The organism is Kitasatospora sp. NPDC057595 (assembly GCF_042800875.1).
Taxonomy (GTDB): Bacteria; Actinomycetota; Actinomycetes; order Streptomycetales; family Streptomycetaceae; genus Kitasatospora.
The window spans coordinates 12,548-27,098 of the sequence record NZ_JBHVGL010000007.1; the positions used below are offsets into that span (position 1 = coordinate 12,548).

Annotated in this window: 13 protein-coding genes and 1 tRNA gene; 6 read left to right on the forward strand and 8 right to left on the reverse strand. The window is 75.1% G+C overall.

All coding sequences use genetic code 11. From position 1 onward, the window contains the following. The first annotated feature begins 99 nt into the window (after positions 1-99). The gene (gene dhaM / locus ACFU9E_RS13125; RefSeq protein WP_380685856.1) at positions 100-492 is read left to right on the forward strand and encodes a dihydroxyacetone kinase phosphoryl donor subunit DhaM; all 393 of its coding nucleotides are present in this window, start codon (positions 100-102) and stop codon (positions 490-492) included. Positions 493-496: 4 nt separating this feature from the next. On the opposite strand, the gene ACFU9E_RS13130 is transcribed toward dhaM, so the two are convergent. Then, positions 497-2,212 (reverse strand): bifunctional 3'-5' exonuclease/DNA polymerase, encoded by a 1,716-nt coding sequence (locus ACFU9E_RS13130; RefSeq protein WP_380685857.1) that lies wholly within the window; start codon positions 2,210-2,212, stop codon positions 497-499. A gap of 281 nt (positions 2,213-2,493) precedes the next feature. On the opposite strand from ACFU9E_RS13130, the gene ACFU9E_RS13135 reads away from it, so the two are divergent. Beyond that, positions 2,494-4,518, forward strand: coding sequence for a M3 family metallopeptidase (locus ACFU9E_RS13135; RefSeq protein WP_380685858.1), 2,025 nt, complete (start codon positions 2,494-2,496; stop codon positions 4,516-4,518). 99 nt (positions 4,519-4,617) lie between these two features. Here the strand turns inward: ACFU9E_RS13135 and ACFU9E_RS13140 are convergent, their stop codons facing one another. Continuing rightward, positions 4,618-6,072: a cellulase family glycosylhydrolase gene (locus tag ACFU9E_RS13140; protein ID WP_380687355.1), complete on the reverse strand. Its 1,455-nt coding sequence runs from the start codon at positions 6,070-6,072 to the stop codon at positions 4,618-4,620. Positions 6,073-6,219: 147 nt separating this feature from the next. Continuing rightward, entirely contained in the window at positions 6,220-6,846 is a 627-nt protein-coding gene (locus ACFU9E_RS13145) for a TetR/AcrR family transcriptional regulator (RefSeq protein WP_355368581.1), read from the reverse strand. 123 nt (positions 6,847-6,969) lie between these two features. Between ACFU9E_RS13145 and ACFU9E_RS13150 the strand changes: the two genes are divergently transcribed. Continuing rightward, positions 6,970-8,187: an acyl-CoA dehydrogenase family protein gene (locus ACFU9E_RS13150; protein WP_380687357.1), complete on the forward strand. Its 1,218-nt coding sequence runs from the start codon at positions 6,970-6,972 to the stop codon at positions 8,185-8,187. A gap of 53 nt (positions 8,188-8,240) precedes the next feature. On the opposite strand, the gene ACFU9E_RS13155 is transcribed toward ACFU9E_RS13150, so the two are convergent. The 3 genes from ACFU9E_RS13155 to ACFU9E_RS13165 form a co-directional block, all read right to left on the reverse strand. Then, positions 8,241-8,828: a hypothetical protein gene (locus ACFU9E_RS13155; RefSeq protein WP_380687359.1), complete on the reverse strand. Its 588-nt coding sequence runs from the start codon at positions 8,826-8,828 to the stop codon at positions 8,241-8,243. A 183-nt stretch (positions 8,829-9,011) separates the two neighbouring features. Beyond that, positions 9,012-9,824: an enoyl-CoA hydratase/isomerase family protein gene (locus ACFU9E_RS13160; protein ID WP_380687361.1), complete on the reverse strand. Its 813-nt coding sequence runs from the start codon at positions 9,822-9,824 to the stop codon at positions 9,012-9,014. 56 nt (positions 9,825-9,880) lie between these two features. Then, on the reverse strand, positions 9,881-10,309 hold the full coding sequence (locus ACFU9E_RS13165) for a hypothetical protein (RefSeq protein WP_380687363.1): 429 nt from the start codon (positions 10,307-10,309) through the stop codon (positions 9,881-9,883). On the opposite strand from ACFU9E_RS13165, the gene ACFU9E_RS13170 reads away from it, so the two are divergent. Continuing rightward, a complete protein-coding gene (locus ACFU9E_RS13170) occupies positions 10,268-11,302 on the forward strand; it encodes an MFS transporter (RefSeq protein ID WP_380687366.1) in 1,035 nt (344 codons plus the stop codon). The genes ACFU9E_RS13165 and ACFU9E_RS13170 overlap by 42 nt on opposite strands. Positions 11,303-11,411: 109 nt before the next feature. Here ACFU9E_RS13170 and ACFU9E_RS13175 read toward each other — a convergent pair whose 3' ends face one another. Then, positions 11,412-11,972: a GNAT family N-acetyltransferase gene (locus ACFU9E_RS13175; protein ID WP_380715001.1), complete on the reverse strand. Its 561-nt coding sequence runs from the start codon at positions 11,970-11,972 to the stop codon at positions 11,412-11,414. A gap of 100 nt (positions 11,973-12,072) precedes the next feature. Between ACFU9E_RS13175 and ACFU9E_RS13180 the strand changes: the two genes are divergently transcribed. Then, entirely contained in the window at positions 12,073-12,723 is a 651-nt protein-coding gene (locus tag ACFU9E_RS13180) for a TetR/AcrR family transcriptional regulator (protein WP_380688746.1), read from the forward strand. Between the two features lie 165 nt (positions 12,724-12,888). Here ACFU9E_RS13180 and ACFU9E_RS13185 read toward each other — a convergent pair. Continuing rightward, positions 12,889-12,964: transfer RNA gene (locus ACFU9E_RS13185), tRNA-Arg, on the reverse strand. 646 nt (positions 12,965-13,610) lie between these two features. Here ACFU9E_RS13185 and ACFU9E_RS13190 point away from each other — a divergent pair. Further along, positions 13,611-14,204 (forward strand): single-stranded DNA-binding protein, encoded by a 594-nt coding sequence (locus ACFU9E_RS13190; protein WP_380688748.1) that lies wholly within the window; start codon positions 13,611-13,613, stop codon positions 14,202-14,204. The last annotated feature ends 347 nt before the right edge of the window (positions 14,205-14,551 follow it).

A 14,551-nucleotide genomic window follows, 5' to 3' on the forward strand; every position in this document is an offset into this window, starting at 1 on the left:
GTGCTGCCCCGACGCTACGCCAGACGGGGGGCCGGGGCACGGAAACCGACACGCCGGAGTGACTCACCCGGCTGGAGCACACCCCCTAGGGTCGGCGGTATGAGTGGACACGTGGGCATCGTTCTGGTCTCGCACAGCGCGGCGCTGGCCGGCGGGTTGAAGGAGCTGCTGTCCGAGCTCGCCTCGGACGAGGTGCGGGTGGTGGTGGCCGCCGGGACCGAGGAGGGCGGGCTCGGGACCAGCTACGAGCTGATCGCGCGGGCCGTGGTCGAGGCGGACGGCGGCGCGGGGGTCGCCGTGCTGCCGGACCTCGGGAGTTCGGTGCTGACGGCGGTGACCGTGCTGGAGGACGAGCCGCGCCCCGGCGTGGTGCTGGTCGACGCGCCGTTCGTGGAGGGCGCGGTGGCCGCGGCGGTGACCGCCTCGACCGGGGCCCCGCTGGCCGAGGTGGTGGCGGCGGCCGAGGAGGCGCGCGGCTTCCGCAAGCTGTGACGGTTCACTTGGCGTCGGCGTAGCACTCCACCACGGCGGTGCTGAGCGGGAACCGCACCGGGGTGTCGCCGAAGACCAGCCGGCGGGCCTCGTCCGCCGCGGCGTCGACCACCGCCGCCACCTCGTCGGCCAGGTTGGCCGGGGTGTGCACCATCACCTCGTCGTGCTGGAAGAACACCAGGTGCGGGCGGTCGGCCGCGGTGGCCACCGGGAGCTCGGCGAGCCCGCGGCGCAGCGCGGCCAGCAGGGCGAGCGCCCAGTCGGCGGCGCTGGCCTGGACGACGAAGTTGCGGGTGAACCGGCCGCGGGCGCGGGCGGACCGGCCGCCGGCGTCACCCGCCGTCCCGGGTGCCTCGGTGAGGTCGAGGAAGTCGGCCGAGGCGGGCGGGCACGGGCGGCCCAGCCGGGAGGCGACCACGCCGCCGTCCTCGCCGGTGCGGGCGGCCGCCTCGACGTAGCCCATCGCGGCCGGGTAGCGGCTGCGCAGGGTGGTCAGCAGCGGGCCGATGTCGCCGCTGGTCTGGCCGTACATGGCGCCGAGCAGGCCGAGCTTGGCCTTGTCGCGGTCGCCCTGGAAGGCGGTGGCGGCCAGTGCCTCGTAAAGGTCGCCGCCGGCGGCGGTACGGGCCAGCCCGGCGTCCCCGGAGAGCGCAGCGAGCACCCGCGGCTCCAGCTGGGCGGCGTCGGCGACCACCAGCAGCCAGCCCGGGTCGGCGACCACGGCGCGGCGCAGGATGCGCGGGATCTGCAGCGCGCCGCCGCCCCGGCTGGCCCAGCGGCCGGAGACCACGCCGCCGACCACGTACTCGGGGCGGAACCGGCCGCCGCGGGCCCAGGCGTCCTGCCAGGCCCAGCCGTGTGCGACGTGGATCCGGGACAGCTCCTTGTAGCGGACCAGCAGCCGGGCCGCCGGGTGGTCGATCGTCTTCAGCTCCCAGGAGCGGGTGGAGCCGAGCGGGATGCCGGCGTCGGCGAAGGCGCGCAGCACCTGGCTGTGCGAGTCGGGGTTGAACGGGCGCCCGCCGAGCGCCCGCTGGAGCTCGACGGCGAGCTCGGCGAGCAGCCGGGGCTGGGTTCCGGGGACGGTGGGGCGCGGGCCGAGCAGTTCGGTGAGCAGCCGGTCGTGGACGTCGACGCTCCAGGGCAGGCCGTCGTGGGCCATCTCGGCGGCGGCCAGCGCGCCCGCCGACTCGGCGGCGGCCAGCAGCCGGAACCGCGCGCGGGCGGCCGGGTCGGTGATCGCGGCGAGCCGGCGCTGCTGTTCGGCGTGCACGGCGACCACGGCGGCCAGCGGGTCGGTGCCGGGCGGCAGCTGGAGCCGGTCGGGGGCGAACAGGGTGTCCTGGCCGTCGCCGGCCTCGGCGGAGCCGGGCTCGGGCAGGTCGGCCGGGACCGGCAGCCCGCGCAGCCGGGCCCAGCCTGCGCCGAGCGAGCGCGGGGCGCCGAACCGGCCCTCGTGGGCGAGCAGCAGCGCCTCGACCAGCCGGAGGTCGTGGCAGCGGGCGAGCCGGTCGGGCAGCCGGGGGAGCAGCGGCGCGTACCCGGAGTCGGCGGCGGCCCACACCCACCGGGGATGCTCGGCGGCCTCCCGGGCGGCGACGGCGGCGGCGAGGTCGGCCACGGGTTCGGGCGGGCCGAGCGGGGCGCCGGCGTCGTCGAGCGGCCGGAGCCGGCCGCCGGGGCCGTGCGGATCGGGGGCGAGGGCGATCCGGGGTGCCATTTGGGCTCCTCCTCCCGTGCGGGCGCTGTTCGGGCTCGGTGCGGACTGTGGACGGGCTTGCGCGCGGACTCCGGCGCGGACTCCGGCGCGGACCGTGGCCCGGCCGGGCCGTCCGAGGCGTACGGTCGGCCGGTGTCGACGGTAGCGGGAGGGTACGACAACCGGAGCCGCGCCGTCCGGAGCGGGCCCCGGGACGCCCCCGGCGCGTGCCGCCGCAGGTGCGCCGGACGGTGCCGGAAAGGGTGTGGGCAGCGCCGATGACAGCGCGTAAGGTCGGCGAAATGACCGAGAACCCGTTCTTCAGGCCCAGTACCCTGGCCTACGAACTGCCGCCGTTCGCCGAGATCCGGCCGGAGCACTACCTGCCCGCCTTCGAGCGCGGGATGGCCGAGCAGCTCGCCGAGATCGCCGCGATCACCGCCGACCCGCAGCCGCCGACGGTCGAGAACACTCTGCTCGCGCTGGAGCGCTCGGGGAGGCTGCTGCACCGGGTCAAGGTGGTCTTCGAGAACCACTCCGCCGCCGACACCACCCCCGAGGTCGACCGGATCGACGCCGGGATCAGCCCCCGGCTGGCCGCCCACCGGGACGCGATCCACCTGGACGCCGCGCTGTTCGGCCGGATCGAGGAGCTGCACGCCGGCCGCGCCGAGGCGGACCTCGACCCGCAGACGCTGCGGCTGCTGGAGCGCCGCCACACCGCGTTCGTCCGGGCCGGTGCCCGGCTGGGCGCCGAGCAGCAGGCCCGGCTTCGCGCGATCAACACCGAACTGGCCGCCGCCTCCTCGGAGTTCCGGCAGAACGTGTCCGCCGACTCGCAGGCCAGGGCGCTGGTGCTGGACTCCGCCGAGCAGCTGGCCGGCCTCTCGGCCGACGAGGTCGCGGCCGCCGCCGAGAACGGCCGGGCGCTCGGGCACCCGGGCAAGTACGTGCTGAGCCTGAAGAACTTCTCCAACCAGACCGAACTCGCCTCGCTGACCGACCGCTCGGTGCGCGAGCGGCTGCTCGCCGCCTCGCTGGACCGCGCCGTCGACACCAACGGCCCGCTGGCGATCCGGATGGCCGCGCTGCGCGCCGAGCGGGCCCGGCTGCTGGGCCACGACACCCACGCCGCCTACGTGGTGGCCGACGAGACGGCCGGCACCGTCGAGGCGGTGGACGCGCTGCTCGCCCGGCTGGTGCCGCCGGCGGTGGCCAACGCCCGTCGCGAGGCCGAGGAGCTGGCCAAGGTCGCCGCCGCCGACGGCGTCGAGGAGATCGCCGCGCACGACTGGGCGTACTACTCGGAGCAGGTCCGGCAGACCTCGTACCGGGTGGACGCGGGGGCGCTGCGCCCCTACTTCGAGCTGGAGCGGGTGCTGCGGGACGGCGTGTTCTTCGCCGCCAACCTGGCCTACGGGGTGACCTTCACCGAGCGGCCGGACCTGGTCGGCTACCACCCGGACACCCGGGTCTTCGAGGTGTTCGACGCGGACGGCTCGGCGCTGGGCCTGTTCCTGGGCGACTTCCACGCCCGGGCGTCCAAGCGCGGCGGTGCCTGGATGGACGAACTGGTCAGCCAGTCCGGTCTGCTGGGGCAGCGGCCGGTGGTCTACAACAACCTGAACATCGCCAAGCCGGCGCCCGGCGAGCCGGTGTTGCTCTCCTGGGACGAGGTCCGCACGCTGTTCCACGAGTTCGGGCACGCGCTGCACGGGCTGTTCTCGGACGTCCGCCACCCGTACGTGGCAGGCACGGCGGTGCCGCGGGACTTCGTGGAGTTCCCCTCGCAGGTCAACGAGATGTGGATGGTGTGGCCGGAGGTGCTGGCCAACTACGCCCGGCACCACGAGACGGGCGAGCCGCTGCCGGCCGGGCTGGTCGAGCGGATGGCCGCGGCGGAGTCCTTCGGGCAGGGCTTCCGGACCGTCGAGTACCTGGCGGCGGCCCTGCTGGACTGGGCCTGGCACACCCTGCCGGAGGGCCAGGAGATCGCGGACGCCCGGGAGTTCGAGGCGGCGGCGCTGGCCGGGGCCGGGCTCGCGGTGGCGGCGATCCCGCCGCGCTACCGGACCACCTACTTCGGGCACATCTTCGCGGGCGGGTACAGCGCGGGCTACTACGCGTACATCTGGTCGGAGGTGCTGGACGCGGACACCGTGGAGTGGTTCAAGGGCGACGGCCGGAGCGTGCGGGAGAGCGGCGAGGTGTTCCGGCGCGAGCTGCTGGCGCGCGGCGACAGCCGGGACGCGCTGGACTCCTTCCGCGCGGTGGTCGGACGCGACCCGGAGACCGGGCCGCTGCTGGCCCGGCGCGGGCTGGTCTGAGCCCGGGCGGCCGGAACGATCCCGGGCGGGTACGGCCCGGCGGCGGGCGAGCGGCCCGGCCCGGCGGCACGGTCGGTGCCGCCGGGCCGCGCCCACGCCTCAGCGCGGCTCGACGGTGACGGTGACCGGGGTGCCCGGGCGGGCGTGCGGCAGCCGGACCCGGACCCGGCCGGCGTGCTCGCCGCCGGGCTGCTCGACCTCGGTGAGCGCGCCGTCCGGGGTGACGGTCACCCGTGCCCCGGCGGGGAAGCCGGCGGCGGGCAGGGCGAGTTCGGTGGACCGGCCGGTGCCGTCGGCCTGCCAGCGGACGGTGTGCCGGGTGCCGTCCGCGCCGGTGCGGACGGCGGTGCCGGCGACCGCGACGGGGTACGGGCCGAAGGCCGGTCCGTCGCCCGGGGCGGGCCGCCCGGCAGGGTCGAGCACGCAGTAGCCGCCGTTGCCCCGGCACCAGTACCACATCGTCCAGCCGGCCGCGAAGCCGTCCATCGCGTCGACCTGACGGCGCACCAGCAGGGTGTTGCCGGGGGTGCGGGAGTCGGGCGGGCCCCACTCGCCGACCAGGACCGGCAGCCGGTGCGCGGCCGGGTAGGCGGTGACGGCGGCGGTGTAGCGCTCGACGAAGCCGCCGGACGGGTCCCAGTCGGCACCGGACTCGACGGCGGTGTCGTAGAAGTGCGGCGCGTAGCCGAGCCGGGGCGCGCCCGGGCGCGGGTCGGCGAAGCCGGGCAGCCGGGTCGGGACGCCCTGGCCGACCAGGACCGTCGGTTCGACGAACAGCCAGGCACGGGCGTCCACTCGGCGGACGGCGGCGATCAGCCGGCGGTACATGGCGGCGAGCCGGCCCTGCTCCAGTTCGGCGGCGGAGCGCGCCAGCACCTGCGGGTCGGCCGGGTCGCCGTCCACCGGGCCGAACGGCTCGTTGAACAGGTCGTAGCCCAGTAGCGAGCGGTGGCCGCGCAGTTCGCGGGCCAGCCGGGTGTAGAAGTCGGCCTGCCAGGCGCGCAGGTCGGGGTCGTCGTAGAGGTGCCGGAAGGCGGCCTGGACGGCGGGCTGGAAGTAGCCGGCGAACCAGTCGTCGGGGTCCGCCTCGAAGGGCAGGCCGTCGTCGCGGGTGGCCCAGGGCGGGACGCCGTTGGTGCCGCCGACGAACCGCGGGCCGTAGACGTCCTGGTGGAAGTCGACCAGGACGAGCACGCCGTAGCGGTCCGCCCAGCCGAGCAGCGCTTGCAGCCTTCGCAGTTCGGCGGGGTCGAGGTGGCCGCGGACGGGCTCCAGCCTGGTCCAGGAGACGGGCAGGCGGATCAGCGTGAAGCCCTGGGCCGCGATGGACCGGACGTCCCCTTCGGTGGCCTCGGCGTACTTGTCGAGGTTGAAGCCGCGCAGCCGGAGCCGGCGGCCGGCGGCGTCGGTGAGGTCGGTGCGGCCGTCCGGGGCGGTGGCCGTCCCGGTGGGGAACGCCGGTTCGGGGGAGGGGGATTGGGCCCGGGCCGGGACGGCCGGGAGGGTGAGGGCGGCGGCGAGCAGGAGGGTGGCGGCGGTGCGGCGGGGGCGCATCGGGACCTCCGGGGCGGGCGAGGGTGGGGCCCGATGATGCCGGGGCGGGCACGGCCGCCACAAGAGCGCGGTGCCGGGCGGCCGTTCGAGAAGCCCGCCCGGCGGCCCTCGGCCGGTGCCCTCGGCCGGTGCGCTCAGTCGGTCGGCTCAGTCGGTCGGCTCCGGCGCCGGGCCGGCGGGCAGGACGGCGCTCGGCAGGTCGGCGGCGGCGGCCAGCCGGCCCCAGAGCAGGTCGGCGAGGGCCTGGACCATCCGGGTGCGCGAACAGGGCCGGGACTCCAGCCACCAGTCGCCGGCCGCCAGCACCATGCCGGTGATGGCCCGGCCCCAGGCCTCGGCGAGCAGTTCGCGGTCGGCGCCGAGGTCGATCTGGGCGGCGACGGCCCGGGTGATCTCCTCGGCGATCTGCTGGAGCGCCGGGGCGAGCGCGTTGCCCGCGCCGCTGGGGTCGCCCGGCTCGGGGTGGGTGAGCAGCCGGTAGACCTGCGGGCGGGCCTCGATCCCGGCGAGATAGGTGTCCAGCACGTGCTCGACCCGGTCGCGGCGTTCCAGCGGCTCGGCGAGCGCGGCCCGGACGGCGGCCAGCAGCCCGCCGGTGTGACGCTCGGTCAGAGCCCGGACCAGGCCGTTCCGGTCGCCGAAGTGCCGGTAGAGGATCGGCTTGGTGATGCCGGCCTCGGCGGCGATGGCGTTCATGCTGGCGCCCGGGCCCTCGCGCTGGATGACCCGGTCGGCGGCGTTGAGCAGTTGTTCCCGGCGGGGCTCTGGATCCATGCGCGGTTCCCTCGTTTCGTGCGTACGGGCGTTGACACCGGTTACCAAGCAGTAGCAGACTCCGACGATGTTACCGGCGGTAACACCCCGGTCGGTCGCACCCTTCCTCGGAGGCCCCCACCCATGAGCACCTTCTCGCTGGACCCGGGTCCGGACCAGATCGCCGTCCGCGACTGGCTGCACGGCTTCGCCGCCGATGTGCTGCGGCCCGCCGCCGCCGAGTGGGACGAGCGGGAGGAGACCCCCTGGCCGATCATCCAGGAGGCCGCCAAGATCGGCGTCTACTCGCTCGACTTCTACGCCCAGCAGTACTTCGACCCCTCCGGCGTGGGCATTCCGATCGCCATGGAGGAGCTGTTCTGGGGCGACGCCGGGCTCGGCCTGTCGATCGTCGGCACCACCCTCGCCGCCGTCGCGGTGCTCGCCAACGGCACCGACGAGCAGATCGGCACCTGGGCCCCGCAGATGTTCGGTACCCCGGACGACGTCAAGGTGGCCGCGTTCTGCTCCTCCGAGCCGGACGCCGGCTCCGACGTCTCCGCGCTGCGCACCCGGGCCCGGTACGAGGAGGCCACCGACGAGTGGGTGCTGAACGGCACCAAGACCTGGGCCACCAACGGCGGGATCGCCGCCGTGCACGTGGTCGTCGCCACCGTCGACCCGGCGCTCGGCGCGCGCGGGCAGGCCTCCTTCGTGGTGCCGCCGGGCACGCCCGGCCTCAGCCAGGGCCAGAAGTTCAAGAAGCACGGCATCCGGGCCTCGCACACCGCCGAGGTGGTGCTGGACTCCGTCCGGGTGCCCGGGCACTGCCTGCTCGGCGGCAGGGAGAAGCTGGACGAGCGGCTTGCGCGGGCCCGCGAGGGCGTCCACAAGGGCGGGCGGAACGCCGCGATGGCCACCTTCGAGGCCTCCCGGCCGGCCGTCGGCGCGCAGGCGATCGGCATCGCCCGGGCCGCCTACGAGGTGGCGCTCGACTACGCGAGGACCAGGGTCCAGTTCGGCCGCCCGATCATCGACAACCAGGGCGTGGCCTTCCAGCTGGCCGACATGCGGACCCGGATCGACGCGGCCCGGCTGCTGGTGTGGCGGGCCTCCTGGATGGCCGCCACCAAGCAGCCGTTCACCGCGGCCGAGGGCTCGATGTCCAAGCTGTACGCGGGCGAGACCGCGAAGTGGGTCACCGCGCAGGCGATGCAGATCCTCGGCGGCAACGGCTTCACCCGGGAGTACCCGGTCGAGCGGATGCACCGGGACAGCGCGATCTACTCGATCTTCGAGGGCACCAGTGAGATCCAGCGGCTGGTCATCGCCCGCGCGATCTCCGGGCTGCCGATCCGCTGACCGCCGCCGCTCCGGCGGGCCGCCGCCACCGGGTGACCGTCATCGGGCCGCCGCTACCGGGCGGCCCAGAAGGTGAGCCCGGCCGAGAGGGCGCCCACCGCCGTGCCGACGACCGTCTGCGCGACGGTGTGGTCCCGCAGCACCACCCGGGACCAGCCGATCACCGCGACCAGCGGGAGCAGCAGCAGCCACCACGCTCCGAGCGCGACGGCCAGGCAGACCACCGCACCGCTCGCCACGGCGGTGTGCACCGAGACCTTCCACCAGGCGGTGATCACCAGGATCGGGACCAGCGAGGCGAACATCGCCAGCACCACCGCGGTGAGGTCGCGCGGCGCGTGGGCGAGGAACATCCCGGTGAGGCCGATCGCGACCGAGACCATGATGAGCGGGAAGAGCGTCAGGCGCCGGCTGCGGTTGCCGACGTGCCGGTCGTCCACGGTGCCCCGGCGCATCCCGTACTGGATGAGCAGGGTGGGGATCACGGCGGTGAAGAGGGCGGCGAACGCGGCCCAGGCGAGGCCGGTCCAGCCGTAGCGGGCCCCGCCGAGCAGGAGCAGCATCGCGATGATGACGTTCTTCGGTTCCAGTCCGTCGGTGATCCGGCGGGCCCAGGACGTCGCGGGCGTGGGGGCGGTCATCGCGTGGTGCTCCAAGGGGACGGCGGTGAATCGGTCGTATTCGATCGGGTGATCGTATCGACCTGTCCCCGGGCCCGCCGTCCCCCGGTGAGGGCTCGCAGCCGGGCGGCACCGGTGAGGGCTCGCAGCCGGGCGGCACCGGTGAGGGCTCGGAACGGATGCGGGCGCGGGGCGGACGAGGGCTCAGAACCGGGGCGGGCGGCGTTCGAGGAAGGCGGCCAGGCCCTCGCGGACGTCCGGCGTCTCGCGCGAGCGCCGCTCCCAGGGGGCGAGCGCGGCGGCGGCCTGCTCCGGCGGGACGGCCAGGGCGGCCTTGACGGCGCCGATGGTCTGCGGCGAGCGGGTGGTCAGCAGCCGGGCGAACTCCAGTGCCGCCGCGTCCAGTTCGGCGGCCGGCAGGACGCGTTCGGCCAGGCCCAGCGCGGCGGCCCGCGGTCCGGGCAGCAACTCCCCGGAGAACAGCAGGTACTTGGCGCGGGCCGGGCCGACCAGCCGGGCCAGCCGCAGGGTCGGCACCGCCGGGTAGACCACACCCAGCTTGGCCGGGGTGATGCCCAGCCGGGCGTCCTCGGCGACGAACCGCAGGTCGCAGGCGAGCGCCAGCTGGCAGCCGCCGCCGACGCAGGCGCCGTGCACCACGGCGAGGGTCGGGTGCGGGAAGGCCGCCAGCGCCTCCTCGGCGGCGACGTTGACCGCGTGGTAGGCGTCGGCGCGGTCCGGATCGCCGTAGACGCCGGCGAGTTCGTCGATGTCCGCGCCGGCGCTGAAGGTGCCGCCGGCGCCGGTGACCAGCAGGGCGCGTACCCCCGGTTCCCCGGCGAGCCGCTTGAGCACCTCGGGCAGCGCCTGCCAGATCGCCAGGGTGACGGCGTTGCGCCGGTGCGGGCGGTCGAACTCCAGGACCGCGACGCCGTCCTCGCCGACGTGGGCGTTGAGGCCGTCGGCCCCGGTGGGCAGCGGGGCGCGCTCGCGGGTCAGCAGCGGCCTGGTGGCCATGGGCACCTCCGGGAGGGTGTGGGTGCGGACACTCTCGCAGAGCGCGGCGGTGCCGGTCAGGGCCGGGTGGCGCCGTAGTCGCCGAGTCCGCGCTCGACCAGCGCGAAGGCCCGGTGGGCGTCGGCGAGGGCCTCGGGAAGGACGTCCGCCGCCCGCTCGCCGGCCAGCATCCGGCGCTGGTTCTCCTCCGTCAGCATCAGCTGGATGCCGAGCAGCTGGGAGGCGGCGGCCTTGGCGGCCAGCGGGTCGTGCTCCGGATCCTGGGCGAGCAGTTCGGCGGCGAGTTCGGCGCGGGCCTTGGTGTCGAACCCGGCGTACGCCCGCAGCGCCAGCACCGGGGTGCGGTGGACCAGCCGGACCACGTCGATCACCGGCCGCTGGTCGCTCAGCCCGGTCGCGGCGGCGGGGGCGGCGCGCTGGGCGGCGTCGTCGCCGGCGGCGGCATGGCCCTCGGTCCGCTGATCGGCGCGCTGCTCGCGGACCACCTCGGCTGGCGCTGGATCTTCTACGTCAACCTGCCGATCGGCCTGTTCGTCCTGGTCGGCGCGGCGCTGGTGCTGCGGCTGCCCGCCTCGGTCGGCCACCGGGGGCTGGACTTCCCCGGCGCGGCGCTGGCCGCCGCGTTCGCCACCGGCCTGCTGCTGGTCACCGAGTGGGGCGGCAAGACGTACGGCTGGACGTCCCCGCAGCTGCTCGGCCTGGCCGCGGCGACCCTGCTGGCGCTCGGCCTCTTCCTGTGGCGGCAGGCGACGGCGGCCGAACCGGTGCTGCCGCTCTCGCTGTTCCGGATCCCGGAAATCCGGATCGGCTTCGTGGTGCAGGGACTGGTCGGCATGGGCCCGACCGGCGCGATCATGTACGTGATGCTCTACCTGCAGGTCGCCCGGGGCATCGCCGCGACCTCGGCCAGCCTCTTCCTGCTGCCGATGGCGGTCGGGATGACCGCGATCGGCCTGGTGGTCGGCCGGCTGACGGCGCGCGGCTGGTCGGTCCGCACGGTGCTGGCCACCGGTTCCGGGTGCACCGCGGCGGCGCTGCTGCTGCTCGGGCTGAGCGGGCCGGGGACGTCGCTCTGGCTGGTGGGGGCCGAGCTGGCGCTGCTGGGGGTCGGGCTCGGCCAGCTGATCGGCCACCTGATCACCGTCGTCCAGCTCGCGGCGCCGCCGCACCAGTTGGGCGTGGCGACCACCGGCATCCGGTTCTTCCAGACGCTGGGCGGTGCGCTGGGGGCGGCGCTGTTCGGCACCGTGCTGGCCCGGGTGTTCGAGCGGTACGAGCCGGGGATGCCGCTGGGGGCGGTCGGCGCCCTGAGCGGCGCCGCTCGGGAGCACGCGGTGACCGGGTTCGTGGGCGCGGTGGACGCCGTCTTCCTCTCGGCGGCCGGGGTGATGGCGCTGGCGGTGCTGCTCACGCTGCGGCTGCGGAAGCCGGCGGCGCCGGCGGAGCCGGTGTCCGGGGAGCAGGCGCTGGCCGCCTGAGCGGGGCACGGGCCGGGGGCTGGGGGAAGACGGGGCCGGGAAGCGCGGGTCGGGGGAGCGGGGGAGCGGCGGGGCCGGTGGGTCGTTCACCGGCCCCGCCGCCGTGCCGTCAGGAGGCGGGGGCGCCCTGCGGCTTCCACTCGTGGGTGAGCAGCGACCAGACCTCGCCGTCGTGGTGCACGCCGCCGTGCAGGTAGCTCTCCCGCATGACGCCCTCCAGCGTGAAGCCCAGGCGCTGGGCCACCGACCGGCTGCGGACGTTCTCCGGCCGGTTGTGCCACTCGATCCGGTGCATGCCGCGGACGGTGAAGGCGTAGTCGATCAGGTGCCGGACGGCGGTGGTGACCAGGCCGTGGCCCTGGCCGGCGGGCTCGGTCCAGACGCCGATCTCGCAGTTGCCGCCCTTGGCGTCGAACTGCACGAACATCACGCCGCCGACCAGCGTGCCGTTCCGCCAGATGCCGTAGAGGCGGGAGCCGTCGGCGGCCTGCCGGTCGGCGTAGCGCTGCAGCACGGCGCGGGCCGAGTCGAGGTCGGTGGCCAGGGCGGCCCAGCCGATCCAGGCGTCGATGTGGGCCCGGCCGCGCTCGATGTGCTCCAGGTACTCGGGTGCCTGCCAGGGCTCCAGCGGGCGGAGCTCGGCGTTCTCGGCGAGGGGGACGGCGAACATGGGCGGGCCTTTCGCGGCGGGGTCGGTGGTGCGGCGGTGGTGGTGGTGCGGGCGGCGGCGCGGACGTCCGTAACAAACGTTTGGTACGTAAGATAACCCCATGACACCCGCCCGTGGAGATCACGAAGCCCGCCGGACCGAAGTCTCCGAGGCCGTCTGGCGGGTGCTGTCCACCCGGGGTTTCGAGGGGCTCACGCTGCGTGCGGTGGCCGCCGAGATGGGGGCCACCACCGGGCTGTTGACGCACTACTTCCCCAGCAAGAAGGCGCTGGTCGCGCATGCGCTGGAGGTGCTGGACCGGCACTCGCTGGCCCGGCCGCGGCGGCTGGCCCCGGCCGACGGGGCGGCGCCGCCGCCCGAGGGGCTGACGCGGCTGCGGGCGGCGCTGCTGGACGTGCTGCCGCTGGACGAGCCGGGCCGGGCGGGCAACCGGATCTGGGTGGGCTCCTGGGACGTCGCGCTGGCCGATCCGGAGCTGGCCGGGGCGCACGCCGCGCGGTACGCGCGGGCCCGCGGCCTGCTGGCTGAGTGCGTGGAGGTCGCCCGGCGGCTCGGCGAGCTCCCGGCCGGCCCGCCGGCGGCCGAGGTCGCGGCGGCGGCGCAGGCCTTCGTCCTGGGACTGGTGGTGCAGGCGCTGTTCGCCCCGGCGGAGTTCCCGGCGCGGCGGCAGACGGAGTTGGTGGACGCCTACCTGGCGCGGCTGACGGCGGGCGGGGACGTTGACGGGGACGCGGGCGGTTCGTCGGCGTAGGGCGTGCCGGTCCGGTGTTTCCGGTACCGGAATTCCCCGCTCGGGTCTTTTCGGAGAGTGCATGACACGGATGGTCACGGGTTATGCGCGCTCGGTGCCGGGCGGAAATGCGCACGGTGCGCGAAGTGCGCGCAGTGCGCGGCGCCGTGACGGCGCGGTGTCGGGTGGTGCCCCCAGCAGGATTCGAACCTGCGACCTACCGCTTAGAAGGCGGGTGCTCTATCCGCTGAGCTATGGGGGCGGGACGGGCGGCGCCCCGGCGGGCGCGACCGTTGCCGGGATCGGGCGGTGGGCGCGTGGCGCCCGCTGTCCGTCCCCGTACCTTGAGGGCGGGGTGTGGGAGTTGGCGGGTCCTTGCCCTGTCGGGGACAGGATAAGGGTGTCCCGTTCCTCGGCCGGGTGTTGCGGCACCGTTGCTGGTGTGTCGGCCTCGGTGGAGCGGTCCGATAATCGCAGGTGAAGGCCGTGAGTGCAGCGGTCTGGCGGTGTTCCGCGCCGGACGTTGTGCACTCGTTACGGGGCTGTCTGCCCACCCGTTATGGATTCGGCACGGAGAAAGCGCCGCGGCCGAGGCCGGCATCGACGCGGGTGGGGGGCCGTATTCGGGTTCGTTCGGTCGGATGACGTGCGCGGACGGTCCCCGGGGCCACCCCTGGGGGTGTCCCGGGGCGGCGGGACGGGCCGGAGATTCTTGTCATGGCCCCGCAGGGTATGGGTGTGATGGTCGCACAAAGGCTGAAATTCACCCCTGCGGGCGACATGGGTTTTCCACAGGCCCGAGTTGTCCACAGGATTTCGGATCTCCCTGGTGCGCATTTCCCGGGAAGCGCACTCTCAACGCGCACCGGTCGATTCCGTACGGTGCATCCGAGAGAGCGGAGCGTGTTGTGAACGAGACCCAGGTGACGGTGATCGGGAATGTCGCCACCGAGGTGACGTACGCCCAGACCCCCGGCGGGGTGCCGGTCGCCAACTTCCGGCTCGCGTCGACCGAGCGGCGCTACGACCGGACGCGGGACGGCTGGGTCGACGGCGAGACGCAGTGGGTGACGGTGACGGCCTGGCGGGCTCTGGCGGGTCACCTGCTCGATTCGCTGGTGAAGGGGGACCCGGTGGTGGTGAGCGGGAGGCTGAGGGTGCGTGAGTGGGCGGAGGGGGAGGCGAAGCGGAGCCGGGTCGAGATCGACGCGCGATCGGTCGGACACGATCTGAGTCGCGGCACCGCGCGGTTCAGCTGGGCGCCGGGTGCGCGGAACGGATCCGCGACCGGATCCGCGGGCGGTTCTCCGGGCGGCTCCCCGGGCCGGGTGGCCGGGGGGTCGGCCGGCGGGGCGGCGGGGCCGGAGGAGGCGTCCGGGGCGGGCGGGGCGGCGTTCGGCGAGGCGGTCCCCGGGTGGATCGTGGACGCCCTGCGCGGTCGGCGGCCGGCCGGGGCGGCCGCCGGCGCGGTGGCGGAGGGGGAAGGCGGGGTCGACGCCTAGCGGCCGGCGAGATGTCCGACGGGGCGGTATCACTGTCGACAAATATGCGAATCGAGAAGGGTGTTGCGACCCGCACGCGCAATCCCGTCCCGGTTAGCGGAATGATCCCGGAATTCTGGCTGTCCGTCAGCTTGTGGAGACACCGAGAGGGTTGATAACGATTCGGATACGGTATCGTCCTAATTTCGCATGGGGGTTTCCGGGCCTCTGACGCTTCATAGGATGCGTCTGGTTCACATCATGAAGCAGCGCCACAGGGGGCGCGGCAGGCAAGGCGGGCTGCCCATCGGCATGGCCCGGCCCGGAGGGATCCCAAGATGTTGCAGAGGCAGGGGCGGACGCTTCCC